Genomic DNA, 13,197 nt, shown 5'->3' with positions numbered 1-13,197 from the left:
AGGACGCTTGTTTTTTATATGAGGCGAAGCCTTAATAAAATTTTTGAAAGAGTCCAGAGAACTTGTTCCAAAAAGGTTCTCTGGGCTCCGGAGGCATCTACCAAATATTCTTACCATTTTCCTTGATGTCATCAAAGAGTCTGGTGAAATCATCAAAGGCGGTCAGTGCTGCGGCAGCTCCCTGTCCGGTGGCGGTGATGATCTGGCGCACGCCTCCGGTCACGTCTCCGGCAGCATAAACCCGTTCCACGCTGGTGCGCTGGGTGGGATCAACCTTGATGAAACCATCCGGGCGTAATTCACATCCCAGTTTTTCAGCAAGCTCGGTGTTGGCGGTATGTCCAATGGCAACGAAAACTACATCAGTATCGAGAATGGTCTCAGTGCCGTCTTTATTAACAATGCGCGCTGATTCCACCTGATCATCACCAATTATTTCGGTAACCTGACTGTTCCAGATGATATTGATCCCATCACGGTTTACGGAATCCTGTAGAACTTTTTCAGCCCTGAATTTATCACCGCGATGAACAATTGTGGTTTCGATGCCCAGATGTTTGAGGTGCAGAGCGTCGGTGAGCGCGGTGTTACCGCCGCCGACTATGACAGCCTTGCCACCCTTGTAGAAGTTTCCGTCACAGGTTGCGCAATAGCTGACACCATGACCGTAAAATTTGTCTTCACCCGGAACGCCGAGCATGCGCACATTTACACCGGTCGCAAGCAGGACACCCTTGGCTCGATAGTGCTTTTCATCGGTGGCGATTTCAATACGAGGACCATATTTAACGTCCTTAACTTCTGCGAATTGGTGGATTTCGGTGTATTCACGAGCATGGGAACCTAGAATTTCCACCAGCTCAAAGCCTTGAATATTGGTGAACCCGGGGTAGTTTTCAACCTTGGGAGTCAGAGCAACCTGTCCGCCCACACCTTGCTTTTCGAGGATAATACAACTCAGCCCGCTCCGCTTGGCGTAAATCCCGGCGCTCATTCCTGCCGGTCCGCCGCCGATTATGACCAGATCAATATCTTCGTAAACAGCTTCTTCAGCAGTTTCTGCTTTTGCAGCTCGTTGCTCTTCAATTACTTCTTCAAGTGGCTTAAGGAAAAGCAGCTGAAGCATAAATTTTTCTTCCGGTTCCAATCCGGTGAAAGTCACTGTGTCATTAATATCAGTATGCGGCACGGAGCCGACCTTGTATTCGTGGGCCATGTTCTCATTATCAAGGGTGGAGATATTCCATGCGGATATTTTGTCCGGTCTGGCAACGGCAGCTTTGAAGGCGTTAATGGCCTGTCCGGGACAATAGGGGCAGGTCGGGCTGGCAAATATTTTGATCAGGCGGTCTTCTTCCAGCGGCTCAAGTATCTCTTTTGTAGATTCCAAAATTCCGTCTGCACCTTTGGAAGCGAGGTTCAGAGCTTCTACCAAGGAACGGCCTTCTTCTCCGGCGGGGGCACCCAGAAAACGGATATCGTATTCATCAGGTGAGATAAGTACGGTGGGGGTGGCGATAATATTGCGGTTTTTACCCATTTCACTGTCTACCGCATATTCGCGTAATTCAATCTTATCACTGATCACATTGAAAGCACGACAGATGTTCAGGGTAAAATCATTGTATTCGCGGTGTTCACCTTCGGTAGTGTAAACTTCAATAGTTACAGTGCGTTTGAATTCGGCAAAAAGTTTTTCAAGGTATTCACGGCTCTCTTCAGGAATGAAATTGCGGTATTTTTCTTCTGCGCTCAGTGTGCTCATGTTCAGCCTCCTTATTGATCCCGCTTCGATCGGCGGGCGATAATCGTCTTATCAACTATAGTATAGTTCTTTCATTAATATGACTTATTTTACAGGTTCGGAAAAGGGTTTTCCCCAAATCAACTCCTTTTAGTTATCAGTAATGATTATTGAAAGCAATGAGAACTATAGTTATTTAAAGACAATCGTAAATTGACTGCCATAAATGAACTCCGTGTTGGCAGGAGTGATTCCGAGCTTGGCATAAATGGGTTTCAGACTGCCTTTATGTCCCCAGAGTTCACCTGAATACTGTTGGGGGACGATCAGGTGCGCAGGTTTTGAACCGTGCATAGCCAGTTGCGAACGAAGAAAAAGGTAAAGAGCCAAGGAGCGGATCTTCTGCCCCAGAGCCGGATGGACAGGACCGGCTACGATGTTTTCTTCGAAGCCTTCTTCGTGGGCAACACCTATGCGGATAACATGAATTTTGTGCTGCCAGAGACGTAGCAGGGCAGGAGCAAGCTCCTCTTCAGTCCGGTTCAGGGACCACGGTGTGTATTTACCTGCACGGTATAATTTTTCCAGTCCGGTTCCTTTAACCGTCAGGCAGGGATAGATGCGCACTGCATCGGGATTGAGTGCGATGGTTTGGCTGATGTCGTGTTGAAAATCTCCGTGCTTTGTTCCGGGTAGCCCGGGCAGGAGCTGGATACCTAACGACAGGCCGCTTTTCCGGATGGTGCGGCAGGCATTGATAGCGGTTTCAGGAGAATAGTTGCGTGCAGAACGGCGCAGGATTTCTGCTGAAAAGCTCTGGATACCCAGTTCAATCATGTCCAGTCCTGATTCCCGCAGTTTTAAAATCTGATCTGGTTCAATACAGTCCGGTCTTGTGGAGCAGCGTACCTTGGTCAGGAAACCCTGTTGTTTGAATTTTGCGGCAAGAGAAATGAAACGTTGCTGCCATTCAAAGGGAAGTGCGGTAAAAGTTCCGCCGAAAAATGCCATTTCAAGTGGTTTGCGTTTGCCTTGAGTGAAAAATTCGGGGATTTCATGCTCAATATCTTGATATATTTCGCTTAATGTCTTAGCTGTTGTTCCAGTCTGTCTATTTTGGGAGCAATAAATACATTTTGTTGGACAACCCATAAAAGGCATAAAAACCGGCCAGATGCGGGTCTTCTTGTGAGGCGGTTCCGGATGTTCGAAAAATGTAGTGCTCATAGCTTAATTGTGTTTGACCGAAAAAATAAGACAAATCATGCCTTTGTTTAATAAATTAGCTTGATTAAAAAAACGTGGTCGGTTATTTATTTAAATATAACTGTCTCTTGAAGTTTTCAGGATCGGTTTAAGACTATTTGTTTTAACATGCAACTGTGGGAACAGCAGCAGTATTCATTATGAGTAATCAGGATTGTATCTTCTGTAAAATCGTGGCCGGGGAAATTCCCTGCTTTAAGATTTATGAAACTGACAAGGTGCTTAGCTTTCTGGATATCGGGCCGGTCAATAAAGGTCATGCCCTTGTTATCCCAAAGCAGCACTGTGAAAATATTTGGGATCTGCCCGCAGAACTGGGGCAGGATATAATCACCGCCGCCCAGCTTGCCGGGGACGCCATAGTCAAGGCAACAGGCGCTGATGGCTTAAACCTGATTATGAACAATAATGAAGCGGCAGGACAGTTGGTCTTCCATGCCCATTTTCACCTTATTCCCAGATTTAAAGAGGACGGTTTCGTCCACTGGTCCCAGAGTGAATATGAAAGTATGGATGAAGCCTCGGCGCTTGCCCAAAAGATAGAAAAGATGATAATGGGATAAATTAATAGTAATTTATTCTCAGACGATAACGCCTTTTTACCTGAATCGCCGTGTTCGGCTCTTTTGTCGGCACGGTTAACATTAAAACCGCCGCCCCTGCCCGCAGGGCCGGGGACAACGGAGGAAAGGAATGGCTACCGGAAACACCCTTACTAAAGCCAGCGTTGTTGACTACATCTACGAAAAGACTGACCGGAACAGAGCTGAAATCAAGGAACTGGTTGAATCCATCCTCGACATCATGAAGCAGGCCGTGAAAAAAGATCACGCCATGTTGGTCAGTGGTTTCGGTAAATTTGAAGCTTACGACAAAAATGCTCGTAAGGGACGCAACCCCCAGACCAATGAAGCAATCACCCTGCCTGCGCGTAAGGTTGTTGTTTTCAGGCTCTCCCGCAAGTTCAGGGCTGAACTGAACGGATAGAACAGCCTGCATTGCAGTCTGGATTTCTTCCGCTTTGATATTTTGTGATGAAACAAAGGAGCCGGGCTTTTACCCGGCTCCTGATTCATACTTTTGTGCAATTTATCAGGTAGGGTCTTTTCAGATTTGATGTGTACAAAAAAAACGCCCTGTCGAACCGACAGGGCGTTTTTTTGTTTTAGTATTTTGGGGAACTATTCAGTGACAAGAATTACGTTGCCGTATTCATCACCTAAAGTGGTTATGGCATCTTCAGCTGCCGGGATGTTGTAAAAGTATCCCGCCTGAACTCGCATGAAGCTCTGTCCGTTTACGTTCACTTCCACCATGCGTGACTCCTTATATCCGCTGTCGCGCAGGGATTGCAGCACATTTTGGGCACGGTCATGGTCGGTGAATGCACCCACCTGAATGTAATAGTGGGCCTGGGCAGTCGCTTCTTCAGTGATGATGATTTCTTCAACTTCAGGTGCGGCCTGTACAGTTTCTTCCATTACAGCCTCTTCCGCCGGGGCTGCCGTCGCAGCTACAATTTCAGTGGCCTCTACTGGTTCCACATTGACATCTTCAATGGCGCGCAGTTCAACCGGGGTGATACCTTTGTTCACAATGCCGAGCTTGGATGCAGCAGAGTATGAAAGGTCGATAATTCGCAGGTCTGGATCGGCAAAAGGACCGCGGTCATTGATCCGGACGATTACCTTACGTCCGCTGGAACGGTCGGTGACTTCAAGCATGGTGCCCATGGGCAGAGTCCGGTGGGCAGCGGTCATGGCGTACATATTATATGTTTCGCCGTTGGCTGTTGTCTTGCCGTGAAAGTCGTCGCCATACCATGAAGCCAGTCCCTGAGCTTTGTAGCCTTTGGAGCTGAGATGGGGAATATAGGTCCGGCCATGTACGGTGTACGGGTCTGTTTTCAGGACCGGTTTGACTACATTAGGGGAATCCTGCTTCTTCACTTTATGATGAGTGATTGCGGGAGTGGAATAAATTTTCTTTTTTGCACAGCCTGCGGGAATGAGCAGCAGCAGGACTGCAAGCAGAAGTACATATCTGGACATTAGAGCCTCCGTCATATGGAAAAATCTTTATTTACCGATGTCCTGAGGAAGTAATCGGTAATTCATCCATAGTTGTTGAATGGGGTAAAGTCCAGTTTAATGAATTATATTATGGATTGAAGTCTTATTTGATTTAGAAATACTTAGCGCCCGCTTCGTGATAGAGCGAGTGCAAGCGCAGTGGTCAATTTTACCAGTTCATTATTGTTGCGGCGTACTGTTGCAGTAAGCCGCTTACCGATAGTCATAAGTAGCTTAGACCCTGTTTGCGGGTGATTTTCCACAAAGTCAAAAAATTTCAAGCGGTCAGTGACCAGAAACTCGGAATCTTCCACCACGGTGACTGTCGCAGAGCGTTGGTCGCGGTCAATGAGGGCTATTTCTCCGAACATGGGAAAGCTGCTGTCATCAAGGTTGGCCAGAACCTTACAGGTGTTTTTAATCTCACTTAACGGTAAGGACATGCCTTTCATGAGCATGGCCTTGGTGATGCGGACTTTTCCATCCACGAGGATAAACATTTCATCTCCTTCCTCTCCCTCGGAGATGATTTCCGTGCCGGAGCGTACCGCAATATTGGCAAAAATAGACTTAACCTGCTGGAGTTCTTTCTCCTCGAGATTTTGGAAAAGGGGGATAGACTTCCAGTAATCAGCCATGTTCCGGACCTCCCGGAGCACTTATGACCAGCAGGGCGTCATATTCTTCCATGAGTTCATTGTCCGGAGGATTCATCTGGACCTTCGGTCCCTGCATCCCCAGTGAGGTGTCCTGCCCGGATGTTTTGAACAATTCCATAATAAACTGGTCCAGTGCGGAACCTTCATCGAGCACATCCTGCAGGGTCAGGTTTTTGCCCAGTTTACAGGCCGCCACCGGCAGGCATCCGCTGCTGTTTCTTACCTTAATGCTGAGTTCCCCCCAACTCATCTGCCGCTCCTCGGCATTGCAGGGGCGAAATTGAAGCATTCCTGATTCACCGATGCCCAGCAGGTTGCGGAAGAATGACCACATGGAAGGGCTTGCACCCATCATGCCCATCATTCGTCCGGAAATTTCACCGCGTACAAGGATTTCATTGGCTCCTGCGCGGAGCAGGTGCTCTTTGTTTTCATGGCGGGCGATCTCAGCGTAAACCGGGACTTTTGGGGCCAGAGTCCGTAGAGCAAGAACCGCGTATATTGCCTGCTGATCTGATTCCTTGTTGTCCATTCCATTCTGGCAGAGCACGTATACATTACGGGCCTCGCCCGGGTTGGCTCTGGAGATTACATTGGCCTGACTAATATTTCCGTGTACGAAATTAAGCCGTTCGCCCATATCCAGTTTAAAGGCGATTTCATCCCTGATCTGACTTTCAAGGTCGCTGACAATAACCAATTGCAGTTTTTTGGGAGCTGTCTGTTCACTAAGGGAGTCGATCAGCCCAAATGCATAGTCGTTCCATCCGAGTATGATTACATGATCGCTGGCTTTCACGGATAACAGCCCCTTGCGTTTTTTGGCTTTCTGCTCCACCAGCATGGAAGCCATGTTACCGGTGAGTGAGGTCACCAGCCCGATGCCGGAGATCATGACCAGTCCGCCGAGGATTCTTCCCGGTATGGTGGTTGGCACCATGTCGCCGTAACCCACTGTGGTCAGGGTTACGATGGCCCACCAGAAGGCATGGGATATCCGGGCATCCTCCCCTTCGCTCAGTTCTATCCAGTAGAATCCGAATGTGCTTAAGAGCAGGAGTAAAGCGGTGGCAATGACCAGCTTGCCGAACCCCGAACGTAGCCAGTTAGTAAATTTCATTGATTAACTATAACCTTTTATCACGGCCGGGTTCAAGGGAAAGGAAAAAAGAAAGCCCGGTTTCCTGAAAAGGAAACCGGGCTTGTACATTCGTATACTTGTATTTCTACAGGTAACCGAGAGCTGCCTTCATTTCACCGGGAACCATTGCGTTCTCAGCGGGCTCAAGGGCTTTCCAGGAAGCACCTGCCTGTTTGCGGGCTTCCTTAACTTCGTCAAGGGTGGAGCCAGTGCGGGGTACTTCAAGAGACTGACCGGGATAAATCAGGTCAGGGTTCTTGATCTGGTCCCTGTTGGCTTTGTAGATAAGCGGCCACATGAAAGGATCGTTGTAAATCTGTTTGTATTCAGAGATCCACCAGAGGCATTCGCCTTTGGTTACTACGTGGGAAGTGGGCAGAGTTTTGTACTCACTTTCATAGATTTCCATGGGAGTAGGAGGAACAACTTCTGCAGCGGGTTCTTCCTCAACAACTACAACTTCAGTTTCCTCAACAACCACAACATCTTCCTGCTGGACCTGCTTTTTAGCACATCCTAATGTAAACATCAGGCTGAATGCGATTGCGAGCATGATCAGTTTTTTCATTTTTCAAGGCCTCCTGCGATATTTAGAATTGTTCGCTTGCTTAGTCATACTTTAACTGTTTTCGTCCAATTATCAACTATTTCTTTTTCTTGCAACACCCTAGGGTTGCTTGGGTTTAATTTAAAGGCAAGTCCTGTGGCCTCTATAGCCTTGTCCATCCACCCCCCAAGGCGTAGACTTCGTGATGCAAGAACATACAGCATTTCAGGTTCATCTTCATATATTGTGTCGATAAGCATTTCGTATTCTTCACGAAAAACTTCATGAACAAGATGGTTCTGATAAAAAAGCAACCTGCCCAGAAGGGCATTATCCTTATGGCTTTTCAAGTAAATCGGAAAGAGTCTACGGCAGCGGGCAATAATAAATCTTATGCGGCTTATTTCTCTTTCCATACTTTCTTCGGTCTGCTCAACAACCTGAACAAAGTCCTGTCCGATCACTGATTCAGGCAGAGCGGTGTCTTTGCCGCGCAGGTTTGAGAAAAGCGGGGCGTAGTTCAGGTTCTGATAGGCATCTTCCCGAAGTTTAAAGGCTTCATGAAAAATATAGCCCATACCCCAGTCAAGAAAACGTCCGGAAAGGGGATCACCTTCTTCATTACGGAAAAGCAGGTGGGCTGTATCTTTTAAACGCCAGAGCAGACCTTTGTTCATTTTGGTTCCGATTAGGTCGTCAAGCACTTCAAAGCTGACGCTTCCTTCGCGGTCGAATGTCTCGAACTGCTCTTCCAGCGCACTGCCCGCAAGGCAGAAGTCTCTGAAAGTGTCCCGCACAAATTCGGGCATCTTCGATTTTATCCATGAATTGGACATAGGATTTTCCTGTCGGATTTATTTTTTACATTCAGCAAGGCTGGCCAGTTTTGCCAGCTCCGCCAGTCTTTCGTCGGCTTTGCGGTAAAGGGTTCCTTCGGGAAACTTGCCGTCTTCGTCCCGGCCACCTGCATCCATACCGGTGAGGATGAAGATGGCTTCCTCGATGGTATTGACCGGGTAAATGTGAAATTCGCCGTTCTCTACGGCCTGAACAACTTCACTTCTGAGCATGAGGTTTAGCACATTATCCGCCGGAATGATAACACCCTGTTTCCCGTTCAGTCCCCTGCGGCGGCAGACTTCAAAAAAACCTTCGATTTTGCGGCTTACTCCGCCTACAGCCATAATGGCCCCGGACTGGCTGACAGCTCCGGTGAAGGCGTAATCGAATTTTATGGGCACTCCGGAAAGACCGGACAGGAGAGCCGCAAGTTCGGCGCCGGACGCAGAGTCACCTTCAATACCGGCATAACTCTGCTCAAAACAGAGGGATCCTGTAAGTACGATAGGCTTGTCCTGTGCGAAAAGTCCTACAAGGTAGCTCTTGATGATCATCATACCCTTGGTATGGATAGGACCGCCCATGCGCGCTTCGCGTTCAAGGTCGAGAATTCCGCCATGTCCTACGCCGATGGTACAGGAAATCTGGTGCGGCAGGCCGAATTCGTAGTTACCGAAAAGGGTAACTGAAAGTCCATTGGCCCGGCCGACTCCCTCTCCGGAAGTCTCCACTTTGATGACCGCACGGTCATATTCGTTCATGTATTCATCTTCATAAAGATTGGAGCGGAAGTCCTTCATGGAGATGGCTTCCTCTAATGCCGGAAGGTCAACCATCTCTTTACCGTCAAGTTTTGCAAGGGCAGAAGCTTCAACCATCATTTCCTTGATCAAGGGGATGCGCAGGGAGAGTTTTTTCTGGTCTTCAGCCAGACGGCTGGAGTAGTCCACAATCCTTGCCAGTGATTCACGGTCAAAAGGCTGCAGCTTGGAATCATGAATAATCTTACCCAGAACCCTTACGAACCGCTCTACATTATCTGCGTTGCGCTTGGCGCTGAGTTGCATGTGAGCCTTGAGCTTGAAGTATTTTCCGAATCGTTCGTCGTTATACAGTAATATTTCGTATGTTTCTTCAGAACCGATCAAAATGACGGTCAGGTCAAGGGGGATCGGTTCCGGCTCAATGGTCTTGGTACGGACTTGATCTCCGTCGCCCGGATCTTCGATTTTGGCCTGTCCGGTGCGCAATGCGCGTAACAGGCCTTCCCATGAAGACGGAGTGGTCAGGATGTCATCGGCGTAAACAATGAGATAACCGTGGTTGGCCTTGTGGATGGCTCCGGCCCGGATAAGGGTGAAGTCTGTATACAGGGCGCCCATTTCCGATTCCCTTTCAATGGAACCGAGAAGGTTGAACAGGGTCGGGTGATCAGCCATGACCACCGGAGCACCTTTGGTCTTACTGTTGTCGACCAGCAGGTTAACCTCAAACCGTGCGAAAAGTTCTTCCACAGGAGAAGCTTCCGGAAGTTGCAATCCCGGAATAAGGGATGCCGGTTGTGGGTCCTTGGGCATGAACAGTTCAATATTGTCGAGCAGCTCATCTTCCAGGTCACCCAGATAGCTTTTGATTTTCTCAAATTCATCGAAGTTTTCATGAAGCGGGGCCATCAGATCTTTGAGTAATTCCGCTGCAGAATCCTGATGCAGCTTGCGCTCGTCTTTGCGAAAACCTTCTTCGGTTTTGCTGATCCGGCGCAGTATGGTAGTCATTTCGGTCAACAGATCATCAGCCTCATTGCGCAGCCTTTTACGCACTTCCGGGTCAAGGCGCTCGAACTCGTCGTCATTTAAAATACGCCCTTCCACCAACGGGATCAGGGTAAGGCCACCGTGGTCATCTATTTCAAGACTGAAACCGCGTCCCTTGGCCAGCTCTTCCATATTAGCGAAAAGATCTTCGCGTTCATCCTGAAAGCTGCGGGAAATCTCTTCAAGGGCCTTTATATGCGGCTCCCTCTCAAACCACGCAGGCAACTGCTCCTTAATCTGGGAAATTGTCTCGGACATGGCGTTTTTGAATTCTGTACCTTGTCCGGCCGGAAGACTGACCGAAATGGGATGGTCCTGCTGGGAAAAGTTGTGCAGATAGAGCTGATCCGGTGGAGTATCCTGTTTGGCAGCACGCAGTTGAAAATATTCGCGGGCAAAGTAGCTTCTGCCAAGGTTGGGGTCCCCGGAAAGATACAGGTTATGGCAGGTTCCTTTGATAGCAAGGGCCATGCGGAATGCCTGCAGGGCCCGAGGCTGGAACTGGTCGTAATCATATTTTGATTCAGGTATTTCTGTGCTGGATGTATACTTGATTTCAGACGGGTTCTGTCTGGATGTGAGTCTATCAAGAGTCAATTCATAACTAGTCATATCTTTCTAAGCTTCCTCTATTAAATCAGTGTCCGGTTTTATTCTTAAGACTTACGTGCATATGAAAAAAAAGTCACTCAGAACGGTTAAGGGGTGAAATTCAAACAAGCGCTGATTGTGAAATTTTTTACAAATATAAAAAGTCTTTTATTCAAGCGTATTAATAAAAAATAAAGCTCCAAAACAGGCTGAATGTCCATTCAGAATTGATTTTGATGTTGCGCGTTAATCGTTTCAGCGATATGAAATTCAAGTGTTTTTTATTGCGAGGTGGTTTCCTCTGCTGATCTTTGGAATAATTTTTCAGTAAAATAGAGCTTATGGATGAAGAATCCGTTGACTCTTATTTGAAGATTATGCTAGACGGAACTCACTTGTGAAGGTTTGCGCAAAGTCCGCTTTGCGCAGCAAATTCCATCCCGGATAAAATAAAGGACCGGAAGCAACATGTTCTTTTTGAAAGGGAATAAAGAGACCTTCGATCTGCTCGGCAATGCCGCTACGATCGGAACTCATCTGGTTGTCTCCACCTTTGTCGGGTTGGGTATCGGGTGGTATCTCGATAAATGGTTGGGAACGAAGCCTTGGCTTCTAATTGTTTTCTTGTGTTTCGGAATCGCTGCCGGCTTCAAGAACGTTTTCGACGAAGTTCAGCGGATTCAGAAAAAGGATCAGGGGAAAGGTCCTGGAACCAATGAAAATAAATCAGAAGATTGAATCATTCCTCCACAGGCGGGGCTTCACTCATCCGGACGTACGCAGTCTGGTGCGAAATCAATTGTACCTTACTGCCGGAACATGCCTTATCGCTGCAGTAGTCTCCATCGGGTTTGCCCACTGGGCACTGGGACTGGCAGCCGGAGCGGTTCTGATTACGTTCAACTTCTGGTCGCTGGCCAAGTTCGGTCAGCATCTGGCTTACATGCGCAAGGGCGCGGTTGTGTCCTTGTTGATTCGCTTCTACGGTCGGCTCATTTTATCCGGGCTGGCTATCTACGGTCTGATAGTCTGGGGGCAGTGTTCTATTTACGCTCTTCTGGCCGGTCTTAGTACGGTAGTTGTGAATGCGATATTTTGGGGCGTAGCCGGGTTTCGGCAAAAAGTGAAGGAGGCATAAGGATCATGGCTGGAGGTTTACCACATCCATTATTGATCATGACAGAGCTTAACAACGCTCTGGGAACTCACATCCCCAACCACGTGTGGTACACATGGTTCGGAATGAGTGTTCTTTTCGTACTGGGTTTTATTGTGTCCAGAAGGCTCAGTCTGGTTCCCGGCGGGGTGCAAAACCTTGCTGAGATCGTTATCGGGGGATTGGAAGATTTTGTCGTCAGTAACGTCGGTGAGGGCGGACGCAAAGTATTTCCTTTCATGTGTACTCTTTTTGTATACATCCTCACACTGAACCTCATGGGTCTTATTCCCGGATTTGACGCTCCCACTGCGAACGTCAACACTAACGCAGCAATGGCTGTATGTACTTTTCTTTACTACAACTACATCGGCATCAAACTTCATGGTGCCCATTACATCAAGCATTTCATGGGCCCCATTCCGGCTCTGGCTCCCTTGATGTTTATCATCGAAGTGGTTTCCCACATTTCGCGTCCGCTTTCGCTTACTCTGCGTCTGTTCGGTAACATCCGCGGTGAGGAAATCGTTCTCGTGCTTCTGTTCCTGCTTGCTCCTGTAGTTTCCACCCTGCCCATGTACTTCCTGTTCATGCTGGCAAAGGTTATCCAGGCTTTCATTTTCTTCATGCTCACCATGATTTATCTGAAAGGTTCTCTGGAAGAAGCTCACTAGGATTCAGGCAAACTTAATTTTGGGGAAATGGTCTAACGACCTGTTAAATAAACTTATATTTTGGAGGATTTTACAATGCGTAAAGCTCTGCTTATCGTTCTGAACACCATGGCTCTGGTTCTCGCTGCTGGTGCAGCATTCGCTGCTGGCGTAGCTCCCGAAGTTGCTTCCGCTACCGCTACTGCTACCGCTATCGGTATGGCTATCGCTGCTGCTGGTTGTGGTATCGGTCAGGGCCTCGGTCTGAAAGCTGCTTGTGAAGGTACTGCACGTAACCCCGAAGCTGGTGGTAAAATCACTGTTACTCTGATTCTTGGTCTGGCATTCGTTGAATCCCTGGCCATTTACGCTCTCGTTGTTAACCTCATCCTTCTCTTCGCTAACCCCCTCATCGGTTAGTTTTAAGGATTTGGAAATATTTAAAGGAGGTCTTCGGACCTCCTTTTTTTTCCGCAAGTATTGTTAATTTTTTCACATATTTCGATGTCGGTATCGGGGTTTTACTGGCATCAAGGCTATAATCCCTTGCATAAATTAATAATATGCATTCAAAGGGTAGCCGAAACTAAGGGTTTTAGTGTATATAAATCTAATGGAAGGTGGCGGAAAAGGTTGCGTTCGTATCGACTCTCCAGTAGGGGACTTTATCGAACTTGCGAGGGAAGGTAGTGGTCTTCCGGACCTCAGAACCTA

The 13,197-nt window shown here is 47.9% G+C and carries 14 protein-coding genes; 6 read left to right on the top strand and 8 right to left on the bottom strand.

The features are described 5' to 3' along the window. Positions 1 to 97 precede the first annotated feature (97 nt). Both ACNI23_RS14880 and ACNI23_RS14875 read right to left on the bottom strand, forming a co-directional pair. Entirely contained in the window at positions 98 to 1,765 is a 1,668-nt protein-coding gene (locus ACNI23_RS14880) for an FAD-dependent oxidoreductase (RefSeq protein WP_420249848.1), read from the bottom strand. A 171-nt stretch (positions 1,766 to 1,936) separates the two neighbouring features. Continuing rightward, positions 1,937 to 2,971 (bottom strand): elongator complex protein 3, encoded by a 1,035-nt coding sequence (locus ACNI23_RS14875; RefSeq protein ID WP_420249847.1) that lies wholly within the window; start codon positions 2,969 to 2,971, stop codon positions 1,937 to 1,939. Between the two features lie 179 nt (positions 2,972 to 3,150). On the opposite strand from ACNI23_RS14875, the gene ACNI23_RS14870 reads away from it, so the two are divergent. Both ACNI23_RS14870 and ACNI23_RS14865 read left to right on the top strand, forming a co-directional pair. Then, positions 3,151 to 3,573 (top strand): HIT family protein, encoded by a 423-nt coding sequence (locus tag ACNI23_RS14870; protein WP_420249845.1) that lies wholly within the window; start codon positions 3,151 to 3,153, stop codon positions 3,571 to 3,573. A 130-nt stretch (positions 3,574 to 3,703) separates the two neighbouring features. Then, on the top strand, positions 3,704 to 3,997 hold the full coding sequence (locus ACNI23_RS14865) for an integration host factor subunit alpha (RefSeq protein WP_420249843.1): 294 nt from the start codon (positions 3,704 to 3,706) through the stop codon (positions 3,995 to 3,997). Positions 3,998 to 4,191: 194 nt separating this feature from the next. Here ACNI23_RS14865 and ACNI23_RS14860 read toward each other — a convergent pair whose 3' ends face one another. The 6 genes from ACNI23_RS14860 to ACNI23_RS14835 form a co-directional block, all read right to left on the bottom strand. Then, positions 4,192 to 5,061, bottom strand: a complete 870-nt coding sequence (locus tag ACNI23_RS14860; RefSeq protein ID WP_420249841.1) for a septal ring lytic transglycosylase RlpA family protein — start codon at positions 5,059 to 5,061, stop codon at positions 4,192 to 4,194. 143 nt (positions 5,062 to 5,204) lie between these two features. Continuing rightward, positions 5,205 to 5,720, bottom strand: a complete 516-nt coding sequence (locus tag ACNI23_RS14855; RefSeq protein ID WP_420249839.1) for a cyclic nucleotide-binding domain-containing protein — start codon at positions 5,718 to 5,720, stop codon at positions 5,205 to 5,207. Further along, positions 5,713 to 6,861: an ion channel gene (locus ACNI23_RS14850; RefSeq protein ID WP_420249837.1), complete on the bottom strand. Its 1,149-nt coding sequence runs from the start codon at positions 6,859 to 6,861 to the stop codon at positions 5,713 to 5,715. The genes ACNI23_RS14855 and ACNI23_RS14850 overlap by 8 nt, the downstream gene beginning before the upstream one ends. Before the next feature lie 106 nt (positions 6,862 to 6,967). Then, positions 6,968 to 7,450 (bottom strand): LysM peptidoglycan-binding domain-containing protein, encoded by a 483-nt coding sequence (locus tag ACNI23_RS14845; protein WP_420249835.1) that lies wholly within the window; start codon positions 7,448 to 7,450, stop codon positions 6,968 to 6,970. A 44-nt stretch (positions 7,451 to 7,494) separates the two neighbouring features. Then, positions 7,495 to 8,265, bottom strand: a complete 771-nt coding sequence (locus ACNI23_RS14840; protein ID WP_420249833.1) for a hypothetical protein — start codon at positions 8,263 to 8,265, stop codon at positions 7,495 to 7,497. 18 nt (positions 8,266 to 8,283) lie between these two features. After that, a complete protein-coding gene (locus tag ACNI23_RS14835; RefSeq protein ID WP_420249832.1) occupies positions 8,284 to 10,695 on the bottom strand; it encodes an AAA family ATPase in 2,412 nt (803 codons plus the stop codon). Positions 10,696 to 11,142: 447 nt separating this feature from the next. Between ACNI23_RS14835 and ACNI23_RS14830 the strand changes: the two genes are divergently transcribed. The 4 genes from ACNI23_RS14830 to atpE all read left to right on the top strand — a co-directional run bounded on the left by ACNI23_RS14830 (position 11,143) and on the right by atpE (position 12,903). Further along, on the top strand, positions 11,143 to 11,412 hold the full coding sequence (locus ACNI23_RS14830) for an AtpZ/AtpI family protein (RefSeq protein ID WP_420249830.1): 270 nt from the start codon (positions 11,143 to 11,145) through the stop codon (positions 11,410 to 11,412). Then, positions 11,390 to 11,812, top strand: coding sequence for an ATP synthase subunit I (locus ACNI23_RS14825; protein WP_015853587.1), 423 nt, complete (start codon positions 11,390 to 11,392; stop codon positions 11,810 to 11,812). Before ACNI23_RS14830 ends, ACNI23_RS14825 begins: the two co-directional genes overlap by 23 nt. 5 nt (positions 11,813 to 11,817) lie before the next feature. Next, positions 11,818 to 12,504: a F0F1 ATP synthase subunit A gene (gene atpB, locus ACNI23_RS14820; protein ID WP_420249828.1), complete on the top strand. Its 687-nt coding sequence runs from the start codon at positions 11,818 to 11,820 to the stop codon at positions 12,502 to 12,504. Between the two features lie 75 nt (positions 12,505 to 12,579). Then, positions 12,580 to 12,903, top strand: a complete 324-nt coding sequence (atpE, locus tag ACNI23_RS14815; protein WP_015853585.1) for an ATP synthase F0 subunit C — start codon at positions 12,580 to 12,582, stop codon at positions 12,901 to 12,903. Positions 12,904 to 13,197: the final 294 nt, after the last annotated feature.

Source organism: Maridesulfovibrio pacificus (SeqCode), from assembly GCF_048612815.1.
In the GTDB taxonomy this organism is placed as follows: domain Bacteria; phylum Desulfobacterota; class Desulfovibrionia; order Desulfovibrionales; family Desulfovibrionaceae; genus Maridesulfovibrio; species Maridesulfovibrio pacificus.
The sequence above is the reverse complement of the archived record's forward strand: the minus strand, read 5'-3'. Positions and strand labels throughout refer to the sequence as shown.